Genomic DNA, 16366 nt, shown 5'->3' with positions numbered 1-16366 from the left:
TGTGCAATATGCAAAAAAAAAAGCCTGAACGTGAGTTCAGGCTCTTCTTCAAATTTGTGGCGGTGAGAGGGGGATTCGAACCCCCGATACGTTGCCGTATACACACTTTCCAGGCGTGCTCCTTCAGCCACTCGGACACCTCACCACATATTTTTTTGCTAACCGCACTGGGTCAACGGGGCGCTACTATAGGGAGTTAGCTGAAAAGGGTCAAGCGCTATTTTCTCCTTTTTTTCTATCTGCTTAAGCTCTGCGCAGATTGTATTAACCCTGTTCGCTTCGCGGCGATTGTCATAGAAACGTTGCGCGTCTGACACAAAAATGTCATCCCGCTGACGCAGACTTGGCAGCGAAAATAACCGGGTTGTCTCACTGATAAGGATGCTGAAGAATGAAACACTTACCTCTGCTGACGGTTTCACTGCTGGCTTCGCTGATTGCCACCTCCGCGGTGGCAGATGTTACAACATACAATAGAGCAGCAACTGGCGATTTGACGCAGCATGGTGGCGCGCGTCGGCTGAGCAGCGATCAGACTGAGGCGCTGAAAGCCTCGCTGAGTAATCAGACGGCGAAAAATGTCATTTTACTGATCGGCGACGGCATGGGTGACTCTGAGATCACCGCGGCACGTAACCTTGCAGTGGGAGCGGGCGGCTTTTTTGCCGGTATTGATGCGCTTCCGCTTACCGGGCAGTACACGCACTATTCGCTGGATAAAAAAACGCATAAACCCTCTTACGTCACTGACTCTGCCGCGTCCGCCACCGCGTGGGCTACAGGCACCAAATCCTATAACGGGGCGATTGGCGTCGACGTCAATGGCAAGGATCAAATCACGCTGCTTGAGCTGGCTAAAGCGGCCGGCAAAGCAACGGGTAATGTCTCTACTGCCGAACTGCAGGATGCTACGCCAGCGGCACTGATGGCGCATGTTACCTCACGCAAATGCTACGGCCCGGAGAAAACCAGCGAACTCTGCCCGGGCAACGCCTTAGAACAGGGCGGCCGCGGCTCAATTACCGAGCAAATGCTGCTGACCCGGCCGGATGTGGTCCTGGGCGGCGGTGCAAAGAGCTTTAACGAGGTGGCTAAAGCAGGCGACTATAAAGGCAAAACGCTGTATGAGCAGGCGCAGGCGCGCGGCTATCAGCTGGTAGAAAACCTGGACGCAATGAACGCGGTACAGCAGGCCACCCAGCAGCAGCCTCTGCTGGGGCTGTTTGCGCCGGGCAATATGCCGGTGCGCTGGCAGGGTCCCAAAGCCAGTTATCATGGCAACATCGATAAACCGGTGGTGACCTGTGAGGTTAATCAGGATCGTCCGGCATCGGTGCCGACGCTGGCGCAGATGACAACAAAAGCGATCGACCTGCTGAGCAAAAATGAGAAAGGGTTCTTCCTGCAGGTCGAGGGCGCTTCAATCGATAAACAGGATCACGCGGCTAATCCGTGCGGCCAGATTGGCGAAACGGTCGATCTCGACGAAGCGGTCCAGGTGGCGCTGGCCTATGCCCGCGAACATGGCGATACGCTGGTGGTGGTCACCGCCGACCACGCGCACAGCAGTCAGATTGTTGAGAACGGCACCAAAGCGCCGGGCCTGACCCAGGCGCTGAACACAAAAGATGGTGCGGTAATGACCATCAGCTACGGCAACTCGGAAGAGGATTCGCAGGAGCATACCGGTGCTCAGCTGCGCATTGCTGCTTACGGACCGCACGCGGCAAACGTGGTGGGGCTGACCGATCAGACCGATCTGTTCTTCACGCTAAAAAATGCGCTGGCGCTTAAATAAGCGGATAGCAGACAGAAAAAATCCACGCTGCGGCGTGGATTTTTGTTATTACCGGAGCAGCATCACCCCAGCACTTTGCTGAGAAACGCCTGAGTACGCGGATTTTGCGGCCGGGTGAACAGCACATCCGGCGTGTCCAGCTCCTGAATGATCCCCTGATCCATAAACATCACGCGATCTGCCACTTCGCGCGCAAACCCCATTTCATGCGTGACAATCACCATGGTCATGCCTTCCTGCGCCAGCATTTTCATGACGCTCAGCACCTCGCCGACCAGCTCAGGGTCGAGCGCGGAGGTCGGCTCATCGAACAGCATGATCTCCGGCTCCATCGCCAGCGCCCGTGCAATAGCAACGCGCTGCTGCTGGCCGCCGGATAAGCTGTTTGGCCAGGCGTGCATCTTATCGGTTAAGCCCACCTTCTCCAGCAGCGCTTTAGCCTGCTCTGTGGCCTGCTGGCGCGACAGTTTGCGCACATCCATCGGCGCCATAATCAGGTTTTCCAGCACGGTCATGTGCGGGAACAGATTGAAGCGCTGAAACACCATACCCACGTGTTGACGCAGCGTATTGATGCGGGTTTTGGGATCCTGTACCTCAAACCCGTTCACCACCACGCGACCGCCGTCAATGCTTTCAAGCCCGTTCAGGCAGCGCAGGAAGGTGCTTTTACCGGAGCCGGACGGACCGATAACGCACAATACTTCCTGCGCCGGAATGTCACAGCTGATGCCGTTCAGCACCTGGTTTTCACCAAAGTTTTTCTGCAAGTTTTCAACGTGGATCACTTTTGCCAAACCTCTTTTCCATGTAACGAACCAGCAGCGACAGCAGGAAGGTGAATACCCAGTACACCAGCGAAATCACCAGATAGGGCTCCCAGTAAGTCGCATAGGCGCCTGAAACCGTACGGGCAGCATACGCCAGATCGGCGAGGCCGATCGCTGACGCCAGCGATGAATCCTTAACAATAGCGATCGCGTTGTTGCCGAGCGGCGGCAGCATGCGGCGAAACGCCTGCGGCAGGATCACTCTGCGCATAGTGCGACCATATGGCATGCCGAGCGAGCGCGACGCTTCCATCTGGCCGCGATCGATCGACTGGATCCCGGCGCGAAAAATCTCTGATACGTAAGCGCCTGCATTAAGAGTGATGGCCACAACGCAGGAAAGAAAAGCGCCATAGTTGGCGCGCAGCTCGCGGGCAAACTCTGCCGGCATAATGCCGTTCGCCACCAGCACGCCGTCGCGCGGATTGATAAATAGCGGGATCAGCGCAAAGTGCACGACCATAATCTGCACGAACAGCGGCGTGCCGCGAAAAGCGCTGATATAGATGCGCACCGGCCACTGAATGCCGTAATGCAGTATATATTTCCACGGGCCGTGCGGCGCCGACGCCAGGCGGCCTAAGCCGAGCGTCAGGCCCCACAGGGTGCCCGTGATCACACAGATAAGCGTGCATTTGAGGGTCATCATCGCGCCGTCGATAAACAGCGGCATATATTCCCCGATGATTTCCCAGCGGAAGCCAGTCATAAAAACGTCCTTATTGTGCCGCGCGAGCGCGCGGCGACGGGAAAATTACTGCGCGGGAAGAGCAGGAACGTTGCTGTCGAACCAGGTCGCGTAAATTTTCGCATAGGTGCCGTCGGCAATGATTTTTTGCAGGCCGGCGTTGATCTTGCTGCGTAATTCATCGTTGCCTTTTGCTACCGCGATGCCGAAATACTGGCGCTCAAACTTGTTATCAGAAACCAGTTTGAACTGCTTTTCCGGATGCGTTTTTATGTAGTATTTCACCACGCCAACATCCCCCACGGCCGCGCCAATACCATCTTCATACAGCTCCTGCAGCATCAGCGGCGTATTATCAAAACGTTTAATCGCCGTGCTGTTTTTGCCCAGCACATCGGAGACCACGATATCGCCGGTACTGGAGTTCACCACGCCTACGTTCAGGTTCTTCAGCGACGCCAGTGACGATACGCTGGCGGTTTCCGGTACCACAATAGCCTGTTCAGCCGGGAAGTAGGGCGCGGAGAAATCCACCATCTGTTTGCGCTTATCGGTGATGGTAATGCCGGAGATAATGATGTCGCGATCGCCCGAATTGAGTGTGGCAAAGATGCCTTCCCACGGGGTATTGACCAGCTTAATATCAAAATTTTCCGCTTTGGCGACGGCCTTGATAATGTCGATATCAAACCCTTCCAGCTGCTTCTGCGCGTTTTCAAATTCGAACGGACGGTAAGTGCCGCCAGAGCCGACAACATAGGTAACGGCCTGCGCCGCCGTGGCTGACAGTGCCAGCACTAAGCCCAGCAGGGCTGAACGGGTAAACATAGTGATTCTCCTGGAGAAGGGACAAGATGCGTAATTTATGCAAATTTAATGCATAAAAATACACATTGCTGCATGCTCTGGCAAGCGGAATAGTCAGCGCTGAGGACAATATTCATCAAAGCGTGAAGGGGGGCATCCGCCCGTTGTGGCACAGTGCGGAACGCAGGAGAGCAGCGCGTCCGGCCGCAGGTCACGCTTTGCGCAATGGCGCACAGATAATGCGCATGGCAATCGCGCTGGCGAGAGGAAACAGCGCCAGCAGTAGCCACGGCAGCCGTGCCGCCTCTGAGGGTTCGCGCGCCTGTTCCAGCACGCCTCCCAGCAGGACGTTACCCAGCAACACCGCCACGCCACCGGCAGTGGCCAGGGCGCCATAGTGCGCGCCTAGCGATGACGGCTCCGCAAACCACGGCACCAGGTCTTTTGCCGCCGGCACCAGCAGCATCTGTCCCAGCGTCAGCAGCGTGACAAAAGCTGCTGCGGGCAGCAGGCGTAGCCAGCCCGCGGCGGGAGTAGCATCAGCACACAGCGCTACGCTGAGAAATGCCACGGTAATCAGCGCAAAGCCCCACGGCACAACCCGCGCCGCGCCGGTGTGGCGGGCGAGACGCGCCAGCGGCAGCTGCAGCGTAATGATCAGCAGCGAGGCCAGCATAAACAGCGGCGCCAGATCGCTCTCCTGACCGCCGGCGCGCTGGATCTCCACCGGCAAGGCCAGATAGAGCTGGTTATAGCTCAGCAGCCAACTGCTGTAAGCGATAATAAATGCTACAAAGCGCGGCTGGTGAAAGGTGCGCCACCACGGCACGATCTGCAGCGAAGCGCGGCGTACTGGCGCGGCGGGCAGGGTGAAAAAGAGCACAATCATCGCCAGCACAAATACCGCCGCGCCGGCATAGGCGATCTGGCGAAAACCGTAGCCGGTCAGCAGCGCGCCCGCGGCCGGACCGATAACGGCACCCAGTTCACCGCAGACGGCAAACAGGGCGAACCACTCTGCCCGGCTGCGTTTACCTTCAGCTTCACTCTGCGTACCCGCTTTCGCCAGCAGCGCTTCAATAGAGGGCGAAAACAGCGCGCCGCCAATACCGGTCAGACAGGCACCCATGATAACCGGCGTTAAAGATTCACCGCCTGCCAGCAGCAGATAGCCGCTGATACGCACCATGCAGCCTGCCAGCACCACACGCCGGGCACCAAAGCGATCGGAGAGCGCGCCGCCGAGCAGAAACATACCCTGCTGACAGAAGGTGCGCAGTCCCAGTATCAGCCCGACAAGCGTGCCGGAGAGCGCCAGATCGTCGCGCAAAAAAATGGCCAGGAAAGGCACCACGGCGTAAAAGCCAAGGTTGAAAATAAACTGGCAGCCCGGCAGCAGAGGCAGCCAGAGCCGCGTGGCGGGCCGGGGCACAGACATAAAGGTTTCCGTCAGGCGATATAGTGAATGTGTTTACCGCTGTGGTAAGGGGAGTTTTCAATTTTTGCCCGCACGCGGAAAACATCCCACAGCAGATCCTCATTCAGAATCGCCTGCGGCGTGCCGGTGGCAACAATCTCTCCCTGCTGCATCACAATCAGCGTATCGCAAAACATCGAGGCGTGATTGAGATCGTGTATTGCGACGATGCTGGTCACCGGCAGTTCGCTGATCAGTTTCATTAACTGCATCTGGTGATGAATATCGAGGTGGTTGGTCGGCTCGTCCAGCAGAATTTCGCTCGGCATCTGCGCCAGCGCCCGCGCAATATGCACCCGCTGCCGCTCACCCCCGGAGAGGCTCTGCCAGCCCTGTTCACTTTTCTCTACCATATCCACGCGCTGCAGCGCCGCCAGCACCGCGGCGTCATCCTGCGCACTCCAGCTGGAGAAAGGGGAGTGATGCGGAATACGTCCCAGTTTCACCACGTCGCGCACGCGCATATTGGCCTCCGTCATCCCGTGCTGCTCAACAAAGGCCACCCGGCGCGCCAGCGCTTTTTTGGCGATAAAGCGGATATCGTTGCCATCCAGCGTGACCTGTCCTGCATGCGGACGCCGCAGGCCCGCCAGCACGCGCAGCAGCGACGATTTACCGGAGCCGTTTGGCCCCAGCAGGCCCACGGTCTCTCCGCGCGCTACGTTCAGCGAGACATCATTAACAATGACTTTCCTGCCCACTTTCCACGTAATGTTTTCAGCGCAAATACTCATGGTTTATTTCCTGAGCGGTAAATGATGATGGCGAAGAAAGGAACGCCGACCAGCGCAGTAACCACGCCTACCGGCAGGCTTTGCGGCGCAATCAGCAGGCGCGAGGCGATATCCGCCAGCACCATCAGAATCGCTCCCGCCAGCGCGCACGCGAGCAGCAGGGTGCGATGCAGCGGGCCGAAGAAAAAGCGCATCACGTGCGGCACAACCAGGCCGACAAAGCCGATCGAGCCGGCCATGCTGACAATGGTGGCGGTGATCAGTGCGGTAGTGGTAAACAGGATCAGGCGCACCCGCGGTACGGCGATACCCAGCGACGCGGCGGCATCATCACCAAAGGTAAACGCATCCAGCGCGCGCGCGTACCAGAGACAGATCGCCAGCCCCAGCAGCACCACAATCAGCACCAGCTGAAATTCCGGCCAGCGCACGCCGCTAAAACTGCCCAGTAACCAGAACATCACGTCACGCGCCTGCTGGGCGCTGGCTGACGTGCTGATGGTGTAGGCGGTCACGGCATTAAACAGCTGAGAGGCCGCGACGCCGGCGAGGATGGTGCGTTCATTGCCGCTGCGCGCGCCCTTAGTGAGAAAAGCGACAAACGCAAACGCGGCAAAGGCGCCGGCAAACGCCCCCGCCGAGAGCGAAACAGCGCCGGTGCCGAGACCCAGAATAACAATGGCCACCGCGCCGGTAGAGGCGCCCGCCGATACGCCCAGCACGTAAGGCTCCGCCAGCGCGTTTTTCAGCAGGCTCTGCAGCACCGCGCCGCAGATGGCGAGACCCGCGCCGCAGCAGGCGGCAACCAGCGCCCGGCTAAGCCGGAAGTCCCAGATCACGCTCTCATAAATTCGATTGAGCGGCTCTGCCGTCAGGCCCAGACGGTTGCTGAACGCGTAAAACACGCTTCTGAGCGGCACCGGGAGTTCGCCCACGCTGATCCCCAGCGCAATGACCAGGGTCAGAAGCAGCAGCGCCGCTGCTGTGGTCACGCTGAGCATCAGCGTCTGCCGCACGGCGGTAACAGCGGAGGGCATTAATTCAGCCCCAGCTTACGCAGCTGCTCTGCCACCTGCTCCGCGCCGTAGATGGTGCGGATAGTCGGGTTCATCGCCTGGCCATCCATGACCACGATATGCCCTTTTTTCACCGCATCCAGCTGGCTTACCGCCGGGTCGCTCTTAAGGAATTTAATCTTCTCTTCGGCGCTGTCCAGCGTCCAGCGGTTACGATCGAGGCTGGAGACAACAATCACATCCGGGTTGGCAGCAATAATGCTCTCCCAGCCCACGGTAGGCCACTCGGTCTCGGTAGTAATGGCGTTATGCCCGCCCAGCACGCTGGCAATGAAACCGGAAGCGCTGTTTTTGCCGCCCACATAGGCGTCTGCCGCAGGGGAGGAGCTGGAGAACCAGAAGACAAAAGAGAGGTTACGCTTGTTTTTACTGAAGGTTTCACGCAGTGCGGCTTCACGCTGTCTGAAATCCGCAATCAGCGCCTGACCGCGATCTTCCACATTGAAGATACGTGAGAAATCGTCAATCTCTTGATACAGATAAGTCATGTCCCACAATTTCTGACGACTGCCGTACATATCACCCGCGCCTTTTTTGGTGGCGCACATGCCGGGCGACATATAGCTGTTCAGCCCCAGCGTGGCAAAATCTTCACGCTTTGCGACCTTGCTTTCCGGACCGAGCAGCAGCGGCGCCTGCGCCGGTACAAAGTCCGGGTTTTGCGCCAGAATCGATTCCAGCGTCGGGATCTCCACGGTCAGCGTTTTGATTCCGGCGTTCTGCTTCGCCAGCTGCGGCAGCACTTTTGTCGGCCAGAAAGCGCTGGCAACAATCTTATCCTGCAGCCCGAGCAGCAGCAGGATCTCCGTGGTGTTCTGTCCCAGCGCAACCACGCGCTCCGGCGCCTTGGTAAACGTCTCTTTATAGCCACAGTTTTCGATGGTCAGCGGGTAGGGGGCAGCAGCGACTTGACTGGCGGCAGTAAACAGTAAAGCAAATGCACAAATGACGTTTTTCATCTAACCCTTTCTCGTTTAAAAGCGCTAATCCGTAAAGTTTATGCCCGCGATAATAATGATAATGAATTACATTATCAACGGTTGGCTATCGCCGGTGACTGCCTGACGGTAATGGCATAAGCCGCCATAAAAAAATCCACGCCGGAGCGTGGATTTGAAAGCAGTTGCTTAGCTTCGCGAGATTAACGGTGCTCCCGCGAACCAGCCGGGGTCATCAGACGTTGAACAGGAAGTTCATCACATCGCCATCTTTAACGATATACTCTTTGCCTTCGGAACGCATTTTTCCCGCTTCTTTGGCACCCTGCTCACCTTTATAGGTGATGAAGTCATCAAAGGCGATGGTCTGCGCGCGAATAAAACCTTTTTCAAAATCGGTGTGAATTTTACCGGCGGCCTGTGGGGCAGTGGCGCCTACCGGGATGGTCCAGGCGCGCACTTCTTTAACGCCAGCGGTGAAGTAAGTCTGCAGGTTCAGCAGCGCGTAACCGGCGCGGATCACGCGGTTCAGACCTGGCTCTTCCAGACCCAGCTCAGCCATAAACTCATCGCGCTCTTCATCATCCAGCTCAGCGATGTCAGATTCAACGGCAGCACACACCGGCACCACTACCGAGCCTTCTGCTTCAGCAATAGCGCGTACCTGGTCAAGGTACGGGTTGTTCTCAAAGCCATCTTCATTGACGTTGGCGATGTACATGGTGGGCTTCAGCGTCAGGAAGCTCAGGTAGCGAATAGCGGCTTTTTCATCAGCGTCCAGCTTCAGGGCACGCAGCATACCGGCGTTTTCCAGGTGTGGCAGGCACTTCTCCAGCGCAGCCAGCTCCGCTTTCGCGTCTTTATCACCGCCTTTGGCTTTTTTCTGGCAGCGCTGGATGGCGCGCTCACAGGTATCAAGGTCAGAAAGCGCCAGCTCAGTATTGATGATATCAATATCCTCCGCCGGGTTAACTTTGCCTGAGACGTGAATAATGTTCTCATTCTCAAAGCAGCGCACTACGTGACCAATCGCTTCAGTTTCACGGATGTTGGTCAGGAACTGGTTGCCGAGGCCTTCGCCTTTCGATGCGCCTTTTACCAGTCCGGCAATATCCACGAACTCCATGGTGGTAGGCACCACGCGCTGGGGTTTAACAATCTCGCTCAGCTGATCGAGGCGCAGATCGGGCATCGGTACTACGCCAGTGTTTGGCTCGATGGTGCAGAACGGAAAGTTCGCTGCTTCGATACCCGCTTTGGTCAGCGCGTTAAACAGGGTAGATTTACCAACGTTTGGCAGGCCCACGATACCGCATTTAAATCCCATGATCTGATTACCTTTCTCACTGAGGGTGGCACACCGCCGGGCGGTACGCCTGATTCAAAAAATTTCGCGCATTATACACAGAATTGCCCGGCGCGGCGCGGGAATTGCCTTAGCCCGCTTTGAAAGCGTGCAGACGATTCATCGCTTTAATCTTATCCTCTTTCAGCCACAGCTCCGTGCAGCGCACCGCTTCATCAACCGCGTCATCAATCAGCTTCTGCTCGCTGGCCGGCGGTTTCCCCAGCACAAATCCGGTCACCTTGTTGCGATCGCCAGGATGACCGATGCCTACGCGTAAACGGTGAAAATTATTGTTGTTACCCAGCTTGCTGATAATGTCTTTCAGGCCGTTATGCCCGCCGTGCCCGCCGCCCTGTTTAAATTTGGCAACGCCCGGCGGCAGATCCATCTCATCATGCGCCACCAGAATCTCTTCAGGCGTAATGCGGTAAAACGTGGCCATTGCCGCCACCGCTTTACCACTGAGATTCATATAGGTGGTCGGCACCAGCAGCCGCACATCATTCCCGGCCAGAGCCAGGCGCGCCGTATAGCCAAAGAATTTAGGCTCCTCTTTTAGCGCCTGATTATGGCGGCTGGCCAGCAGATCCAGATACCACGCGCCGGCGTTATGACGCGTCGCCGCATATTCGGCACCGGGATTTGCCAGTCCCACAATCAGTTTAATGCTGCTCACAATAGTTATCCTGTTCTCCTGCAGAAAGGTGGCTAGTTTACTGTCTGCTGAGAGGGATGACAAAGATTGTCAGGCAAAAGTAGTGTCAGAGTGTGATTAGTCAATTTCTATATAAAACAAGATGCTGCAGGTAAATTTTTGTCATTTGCACATTGTGTTGTGTGATCCTGGGCGCAAAATGTCCCGCTATCATTGCCTAAATTTATGACAGGTTAACGTTATGTGCGGTTTTTTACTTTGCTCATAAGGATGGAGGTGATTCATGAAACGTCATCAATGCCGCGTTATAGGCAATAGCCTGATGTGTCTGGGACTGCTGACCATGGTTGCAGGCGTCGCCTCATCCGTAGTCAATCAGCTGCCGTCAGTGAATATGCCGCCTCTGCTGGCCAGCGGAGCCATGTTTGGCATATTTATCGGGGCACTGTTGTGGCTGGCGGGCGCCCGCGTCAGTGGTCGCGAGAAGATTGAAGATCGTTACTACTGGCATCGTCACCATGGCGACGTCCGCTGTCGTCGTAACCATACGCCACATTAAATCGCCATTTCAGTAATTGGCTGTGGCCGGGCAACGTAGCATTCTGTCCGGTTGCGGCCGTGGGCTTTCGCGCGATAGAGCGCTTCATCAGCCAGCGCCAGCAGCGCCGGAAACTGACTGACGGTCGGATCGGCCGGCGCATAGCCAATGCTGACGGTATAACCGATGCCGGCCGGCTGCGACCGCTGCGTTGCCACGCGAATAGCTTCGCACACGCGCTGCACCTGTGCACTGTCGCCTGTCACCAGCGCGGCAAACTCCTCGCCGCCGAGCCGGGCGAAATAGCTTTCTGCCGGCATTTGCGCCTCAGCTATCTGACAAAAGTCGATTAACACCCGGTCACCCTGCAGGTGGCCGTAGCGGTCGTTAATACTCTTAAAATGGTCAAGATCGAACAGCACCGCGCTAAACCCGGCGGCAGAGGAGACTCTGGCCCGCCGCCGCAGCACATTATCCGCCTGCTCAAACAGCGCGCGCCGGTTCCATGTGCCGGTCAGCGGATCGCGCAGTGACGCCAGCCTGTGCGCCACCTGCGACCGTTCATTCACCATCGCCAGCAGGGTAAAGGTCAGGCCAATCACAAACAGAATCGACTCAAGGATCACGTAAATCGAGAAACCCGAGCCGCCAATGGCGCCCGGCAGGCGGCTGGCGACGGCGTCATCGAGGAAAATTCGCGCGAGATGAAAGCCGAGATGGATCCACAGCAGCGTCTGCGCAGGCCAGAACGTCACTTTCAGCATGCTGCGCGCGCGCCACAGCAGAGTGATAAACGCTGCGGTGTAGAGTATGCAGAGCAGGCAGAGCACCAGCACCCGCAGTGGCTGACTGTGATAGAAAGCGGGCAGCAGGCAAAGCAGCGCCCAGAGCAGCGCGCCACCGGGCCACAGCAGGCCAGCGGGTCGTTTACAGAAAGTACGAAATGCGCACAGCAGCGTACCGTAAGCCAGCATAACTATGACATTGCCCAGCGCAACCGGAAGAAACTGCAGGCCGGCACTGCGCAGGCTGCTGAGAAACACCGCGCACAGCGTCAGTATCAGGGTCAGCGTGGTAAAGCCCAGCACGCGATCGTACTGAGCGCCGACCCAGGCAAATATCATAATGATGCTCAGAAACCCCAGCACATAAAGCTCGCAAACAAACAGCGTATAAATATCGAGCGTCATGGCAGTGGGCGTTCCCGGAAAAAAGTGGAGCTGAAAATAGCACTATTTCCGGGGCTGCTGAAGTGCCGGACAGCGCGAAAGTGAAAAAGAGCAGAAGGCAGGGGAAATAGTGCACAGACTGAAAATTTATCGGGCGAAGCGCGCGGGAAAAAGCAGCTTCAGCAAGGCAGGAGGAAGCGGATAAGCATAAAAAACCGGGCGCGAGGCCCGGTTAAGCGTGAACAATTAATGTTCAAACATAGCAGAGATAGATTCTTCGTTACTGATACGACGAATAGCTTCAGCCAGCATGCCGGAAAGCGTCAGCGTGCGCACGTTTGGCAGCGCTTTCATCTCTTCCGAGAGCGGGATGGTATCGCAAACAATCACTTCATCAATCACGGACTTGCGCAGGTTTTCAACCGCGTTGCCTGAGAAGATAGGGTGGGTGGCATACGCGAATACGCGCTTGGCACCACGCTCTTTCAGTGCTTCAGCCGCTTTGCACAGCGTACCGCCGGTGTCGATCATATCGTCGACCAGCACGCAGTCACGGCCTGCGACATCACCAATAATATGCATAACCTGAGAAACATTTGCGCGCGGGCGACGTTTGTCGATGATAGCCATATCCGTGTCATTAAGCAGTTTGGCAATTGCGCGGGCGCGCACCACACCACCAATATCCGGGGAAACCACGATAGGGTTTTCCAGGCCAAGCTGCAGCATATCTTCCAGCAGAATCGGGCTGCCGAAGACGTTGTCTACCGGCACATCAAAGAAGCCCTGAATCTGTTCGGCATGCAGATCAACGGTCAGCACGCGATCCACGCCGACGCTGGAGAGGAAGTCAGCCACCACTTTAGCGGTGATCGGTACACGCGCTGAGCGCACGCGGCGATCCTGACGGGCATAACCGAAATAGGGGATAACAGCGGTAATTCGACCAGCAGAAGCCCGACGCAGCGCGTCGACCATCACAACCAGCTCCATCAGATTATCGTTGGTGGGGGCACAGGTGGACTGGATGATGAAAATATCGCCACCGCGTACATTTTCGTTAATCTGTACACTTACTTCGCCGTCGCTGAAACGACCGACAGCGGCGTCTCCGAGGCTGGTGTAAAGGCGGTTGGCAATACGTTGTGCTAGTTCCGGGGTGGCGTTACCAGCAAATAGCTTCATATCAGGCACGAGAAGAACCTCAGGCTTGGACGTCCAGAGAATGAACCGCTCAAACATAACCGGCGAATATGTTTGAGCCTGTTCATACGGTGTGTTAATGCGCAACGTGCCGTATCTGGAACGGGTAATACGGTCACGTAAACGCTTAAAGCCCGGAAAGGGTTTGCTGCAACGGCGAGAGGTTAAGCCCGCGCGCCACAAATCCGCGAATCCATTTCGGGGCAAGCTCCAGCACCTGACGAGCGTCGGACTCGGTGTCAAATTCAGCAAACACGCAAGCGCCGGTCCCGGTCAGGCGCGACGGCGCGTATTCTAGCAGCCAGGAAAGCAGCGCATCAACCTCACGAAAACGTTTTCTTGCCACAGCTTCACAATCATTGTGAAAAGGCAGGCTCAACAGTTCATCTAATGTGCGTATCGGTGAATTGCGCGTCAGATCGGGATCGCGGAAGATATCGGGCGTGGCGATACTCACGCCCGGATGCGCCACCAGATACCACTTTTCTGGCGGCGAGGCGGGCTGCAGCAGCTCCCCGACGCCTTCGGCAAACGCAGCGTGGCCGCGCACAAACACCGGCACATCGGCACCCAGCGTGACGCCAAGCGCAGCCAGTTCATCTGTGCTCAGCCTGCACTGCCACAGGTGGTTCAGCGCCACCAGCACCGTGGCGGCATCCGAGGAGCCGCCGCCCAGCCCGCCGCCCATCGGCAGTTTTTTTTCCAGCGCAATCTGCGCGCCCGCGCGATCGTCAAGCGTGCCTTTTGCCACCGCCGCCTGCTTCAGCGCCCGCGCCGCGCTTATAATCAGGTTGTCAGCGTCCGCCACGCCGGCCAGCGGCGTCAGCAGGCTGATGCGCCCGCTGCGGTCCGGCGTCATCTCCAGCGTATCGCCGGCATCAAGAAACTGAAACAGCGTTTGCAGATTGTGGTAGCCGTCAGCGCGCTGGCCGGTAATGTAGAGAAACAGATTAAGTTTTGCCGGAGCGGGCCAGGTGGTCATCATTGCAGGGTCCAGCTATCCATACGCAGTTTGATACGCTGGTCACCTTCGGTCAGCTCCAGATTAGCGGGCAGAGAGGGCGTGACTTTCGTGTCGTAGTCGCCGATAGCGACGTGCCACTGCTGGCCGTTGCGGCTGTAGCTCAGGCTTTTCAGCTGGTAGCTATTATTGAGCTGATAATCGGTGGCATCGCCCGGCAGACCCATCATCCACTGCCGCAGGTTGGCCAGCGGAATATCCATGCCCGTGAGCTGCGAAATCATTTTCTCAGCATCGTTGCTGGTGTAGCGCTTGCCCTTGTTGTCAACAATCTGCACCACGGAGCCCTGCGCATCCAGCTGCAGTTCGGTGCTGCCCAGCGGGTTGGTCAGCAGCAGACGATAGCGGTCAGGGGCGCTCTGCTGCCAGTTGAAGCGGGCGTAGACCTTCTGTTTATCGGACAGATAAGCAAAGGCGCCGCGCGTCTGATAATGGCTGATACCGGCTACCTGCTGCTGGTGCTGTTGCCACTGCGGTGCGGTGGTAGCGGGCCCCGCGCCCTGCTGCGGTTTGTTGATGCTGCAGGCCGCCAGCAGAACGCTGGCAAGGGGTAAAAGGCGCAACAGTTTGCGCGTGGGCAATGGCATCACGTGGTCATCTCCTCAGACACGTTTTTAATTCGTAACCGATAACGCTAACTGCCCGCCTTAGAACCGTCAATGCCAGCCAGCGGAAAATTGCGCACGATCAGTTTAATCTTATCACTGTCATAGTCTTTGTATGGCTTTCCATGATCTGCCGCATCTTGTAGAATGCGCTTCACAAAACCAGACAATCAATGGGACTTCCCAGCCGCAATCACATGACGCTCCTGGCACTCGGAATCAATCACAAAACTGCTCCTGTCGCTCTGCGTGAACGCGTGTCGTTTACGCCGGACACGCTTGACCAGGCGCTAAACAGCCTGCTGTCGCAGCCAATGGTACAGAGCGGAGTGGTACTCTCTACCTGTAACCGCACCGAACTCTACCTCAGTGTAGAGCAGCAGGCGGATTTGCAGGAGAAGCTGGTACGCTGGCTATGTGATTATCATAATTTGCCGGAAGCGGACGTGCGCAACAGCCTTTACTGGCATCAGGATAACGCTGCGGTCAGCCATCTGATGCGCGTAGCCAGCGGCCTCGATTCGCTGGTACTGGGTGAGCCGCAAATCCTCGGCCAGGTGAAAAAGGCGCATGCTGACTCCTCACGCGACCGGGCGCTGACCAGCGAGCTGGAGCGTATGTTCCAGAAAACCTTCTCCGTGGCCAAGCGCGTGCGGACCGAAACCGAAATCGGCGCCAGCGCGGTCTCTGTTGCGTTTGCCGCCTGCTCGCTGGCGCGGCAGATATTTGAGTCGCTCAGCACCGTTAATGTGCTGCTGGTCGGGGCGGGCGAAACCATTGAGCTGGTCGCACGCCATTTGCGCGAGCACAGCGTAAAAAAACTGATGATCGCGAACCGCACCCGCGAACGTGCTCAGCTGCTGGCTGACGAGGTGGGTGCCGAGGTGATCAACCTCGCTGAGATTGAAACCCGTCTTTCTGAAGCTGATATCATTATCTCCTCTACCGCCAGCCAGCTGCCAATTATTGGTAAAGGCATGGTGGAGCGTGCGCTGAAAGCGCGACGTAATCAGCCGATGCTGCTGGTGGATATCGCCGTACCGCGCGACGTTGAGCCTGAAGTGGGCAAGCTGCCCAACGCCTACCTCTACAGCGTCGACGATCTGCAGGCGATCATTGAGCAGAATATGGCGCAGCGTAAAGCGGCAGCCCTGCAGGCGGAAAGCATTGTCGTGCAGGAGAGCGGAGAGTTTATGGCGTGGCTGCGCGCGCAAAGCGCCGGCGAATCGATCCGTGAATACCGCATGCAGGCAGAGCAGGTGCGCGCTGAACTGCAGGAGCGCGCGCTGGCTGCGCTGCGGCAGGGAGCAGACGCAGAAAAAGTGCTGCAGGAGCTGGCACATAAACTCACCAACCGCCTGATCCATGCGCCAACCAAATCACTTCAGCAGGCCGCCCGCGATGGCGATGGCGAACGCCTGCAGATCTTACGCGACAGCCTCGGTTTAGAGTAATCTCCGCTGTCACGACCTATCACCG

16 protein-coding genes and 1 tRNA gene are annotated in these 16366 nt (G+C 57.2%); 3 read left to right on the top strand and 14 right to left on the bottom strand.

Going from position 1 to position 16366, the window contains the following annotated elements; genetic code table 11:
* Nucleotides 1–57: 57 nt before the first annotated feature.
* Nucleotides 58–145: transfer RNA gene (locus B4056_RS15990), tRNA-Ser, on the bottom strand.
* Between the two features lie 246 nt (nt 146–391).
* Here B4056_RS15990 and phoA point away from each other — a divergent pair.
* On the top strand, nt 392–1798 hold the full coding sequence (gene phoA, locus B4056_RS15985; protein ID WP_094111049.1) for an alkaline phosphatase: 1407 nt from the start codon (nt 392–394) through the stop codon (nt 1796–1798).
* Between the two features lie 62 nt (nt 1799–1860).
* Here phoA and B4056_RS15980 read toward each other — a convergent pair whose 3' ends face one another.
* From B4056_RS15980 to pth, 9 genes are all read right to left on the bottom strand, one after another.
* Nucleotides 1861–2586 carry an amino acid ABC transporter ATP-binding protein gene (locus B4056_RS15980; RefSeq protein WP_094111097.1) on the bottom strand — a complete coding sequence of 242 codons (726 nt, stop codon included), beginning with the start codon at nt 2584–2586 and terminating at the stop codon, nt 1861–1863.
* Complete coding sequence (locus B4056_RS15975; protein WP_039384993.1) at nt 2573–3337, bottom strand: amino acid ABC transporter permease; 765 nt, start codon at nt 3335–3337, stop codon at nt 2573–2575. Before B4056_RS15975 ends, B4056_RS15980 begins: the two co-directional genes overlap by 14 nt.
* Before the next feature lie 45 nt (nt 3338–3382).
* Nucleotides 3383–4144, bottom strand: a complete 762-nt coding sequence (locus B4056_RS15970) for a basic amino acid ABC transporter substrate-binding protein (RefSeq protein ID WP_071668910.1) — start codon at nt 4142–4144, stop codon at nt 3383–3385.
* A 190-nt stretch (nt 4145–4334) separates the two neighbouring features.
* Nucleotides 4335–5561, bottom strand: a complete 1227-nt coding sequence (locus tag B4056_RS15965; protein ID WP_104085112.1) for an MDR family MFS transporter — start codon at nt 5559–5561, stop codon at nt 4335–4337.
* 11 nt (nt 5562–5572) lie between these two features.
* A complete protein-coding gene (locus B4056_RS15960) occupies nt 5573–6334 on the bottom strand; it encodes an ABC transporter ATP-binding protein (protein WP_039384982.1) in 762 nt (253 codons plus the stop codon).
* Nucleotides 6331–7335, bottom strand: coding sequence for a FecCD family ABC transporter permease (locus B4056_RS15955; RefSeq protein WP_369826786.1), 1005 nt, complete (start codon nt 7333–7335; stop codon nt 6331–6333). The genes B4056_RS15960 and B4056_RS15955 overlap by 4 nt, the downstream gene beginning before the upstream one ends.
* Nucleotides 7336–7370: 35 nt before the next feature.
* Nucleotides 7371–8369 carry an ABC transporter substrate-binding protein gene (locus tag B4056_RS15950; RefSeq protein WP_039384973.1) on the bottom strand — a complete coding sequence of 333 codons (999 nt, stop codon included), beginning with the start codon at nt 8367–8369 and terminating at the stop codon, nt 7371–7373.
* A gap of 214 nt (nt 8370–8583) precedes the next feature.
* Nucleotides 8584–9675: a redox-regulated ATPase YchF gene (ychF, locus tag B4056_RS15945; RefSeq protein ID WP_039384969.1), complete on the bottom strand. Its 1092-nt coding sequence runs from the start codon at nt 9673–9675 to the stop codon at nt 8584–8586.
* Between the two features lie 109 nt (nt 9676–9784).
* On the bottom strand, nt 9785–10372 hold the full coding sequence (gene pth, locus B4056_RS15940; protein ID WP_039384967.1) for an aminoacyl-tRNA hydrolase: 588 nt from the start codon (nt 10370–10372) through the stop codon (nt 9785–9787).
* A gap of 262 nt (nt 10373–10634) precedes the next feature.
* Here pth and ychH point away from each other — a divergent pair, with 262 nt between their 5' ends.
* Nucleotides 10635–10910: a stress-induced protein YchH gene (ychH, locus tag B4056_RS15935; RefSeq protein WP_094111051.1), complete on the top strand. Its 276-nt coding sequence runs from the start codon at nt 10635–10637 to the stop codon at nt 10908–10910.
* On the opposite strand, the gene B4056_RS15930 is transcribed toward ychH, so the two are convergent.
* The 4 genes from B4056_RS15930 to lolB all read right to left on the bottom strand — a co-directional run bounded on the left by B4056_RS15930 (nt 10907) and on the right by lolB (nt 14869).
* Nucleotides 10907–12079 carry a GGDEF domain-containing protein gene (locus B4056_RS15930; protein WP_288655288.1) on the bottom strand — a complete coding sequence of 391 codons (1173 nt, stop codon included), beginning with the start codon at nt 12077–12079 and terminating at the stop codon, nt 10907–10909. The genes ychH and B4056_RS15930 overlap by 4 nt on opposite strands.
* Nucleotides 12080–12304: 225 nt before the next feature.
* Nucleotides 12305–13252, bottom strand: coding sequence for a ribose-phosphate diphosphokinase (gene prs / locus B4056_RS15925; RefSeq protein WP_104085358.1), 948 nt, complete (start codon nt 13250–13252; stop codon nt 12305–12307).
* Nucleotides 13253–13388: 136 nt separating this feature from the next.
* Entirely contained in the window at nt 13389–14246 is an 858-nt protein-coding gene (gene ispE / locus B4056_RS15920; protein ID WP_288655285.1) for a 4-(cytidine 5'-diphospho)-2-C-methyl-D-erythritol kinase, read from the bottom strand.
* Nucleotides 14243–14869, bottom strand: a complete 627-nt coding sequence (lolB, locus tag B4056_RS15915) for a lipoprotein insertase outer membrane protein LolB (protein WP_094111053.1) — start codon at nt 14867–14869, stop codon at nt 14243–14245. Before lolB ends, ispE begins: the two co-directional genes overlap by 4 nt.
* A gap of 215 nt (nt 14870–15084) precedes the next feature.
* On the opposite strand from lolB, the gene hemA reads away from it, so the two are divergent.
* Nucleotides 15085–16341 carry a glutamyl-tRNA reductase gene (gene hemA / locus B4056_RS15910; protein ID WP_071668905.1) on the top strand — a complete coding sequence of 419 codons (1257 nt, stop codon included), beginning with the start codon at nt 15085–15087 and terminating at the stop codon, nt 16339–16341.
* Nucleotides 16342–16366 lie beyond the last annotated feature (25 nt).

It is taken from the genome of Pantoea sp. UBA7232 (genome assembly GCF_002473195.1).
Taxonomy (GTDB): domain Bacteria; phylum Pseudomonadota; class Gammaproteobacteria; order Enterobacterales; family Enterobacteriaceae; genus Pantoea; species Pantoea eucrina.
Note: the sequence above shows the minus strand (reverse complement) of the source record. Positions and strands in the feature narration are given on the sequence as shown.

What these genes read in the sequence shown, in the direction of transcription:
- B4056_RS15960 (WP_039384982.1), bottom strand. Translation starts at nt 6,334, where the DNA reads ATGAGTATTTGCGCTGAAAACATTACGTGGAAAGTGGGCAGGAAAGTC.
- ispE (WP_288655285.1), bottom strand. Translation starts at nt 14,246, where the DNA reads ATGATGACCACCTGGCCCGCTCCGGCAAAACTTAATCTGTTTCTCTAC.
- ychH (WP_094111051.1), top strand. Translation starts at nt 10,635, where the DNA reads ATGAAACGTCATCAATGCCGCGTTATAGGCAATAGCCTGATGTGTCTG.
- lolB (WP_094111053.1), bottom strand. Translation starts at nt 14,869, where the DNA reads ATGCCATTGCCCACGCGCAAACTGTTGCGCCTTTTACCCCTTGCCAGC.
- B4056_RS15975 (WP_039384993.1), bottom strand. Translation starts at nt 3,337, where the DNA reads ATGACTGGCTTCCGCTGGGAAATCATCGGGGAATATATGCCGCTGTTT.
- B4056_RS15930 (WP_288655288.1), bottom strand. Translation starts at nt 12,079, where the DNA reads ATGACGCTCGATATTTATACGCTGTTTGTTTGCGAGCTTTATGTGCTG.
- B4056_RS15970 (WP_071668910.1), bottom strand. Translation starts at nt 4,144, where the DNA reads ATGTTTACCCGTTCAGCCCTGCTGGGCTTAGTGCTGGCACTGTCAGCC.
- hemA (WP_071668905.1), top strand. Translation starts at nt 15,085, where the DNA reads ATGACGCTCCTGGCACTCGGAATCAATCACAAAACTGCTCCTGTCGCT.
- phoA (WP_094111049.1), top strand. Translation starts at nt 392, where the DNA reads ATGAAACACTTACCTCTGCTGACGGTTTCACTGCTGGCTTCGCTGATT.
- B4056_RS15965 (WP_104085112.1), bottom strand. Translation starts at nt 5,561, where the DNA reads ATGTCTGTGCCCCGGCCCGCCACGCGGCTCTGGCTGCCTCTGCTGCCG.
- B4056_RS15950 (WP_039384973.1), bottom strand. Translation starts at nt 8,369, where the DNA reads ATGAAAAACGTCATTTGTGCATTTGCTTTACTGTTTACTGCCGCCAGT.
- ychF (WP_039384969.1), bottom strand. Translation starts at nt 9,675, where the DNA reads ATGGGATTTAAATGCGGTATCGTGGGCCTGCCAAACGTTGGTAAATCT.
- B4056_RS15955 (WP_369826786.1), bottom strand. Translation starts at nt 7,335, where the DNA reads ATGCTCAGCGTGACCACAGCAGCGGCGCTGCTGCTTCTGACCCTGGTC.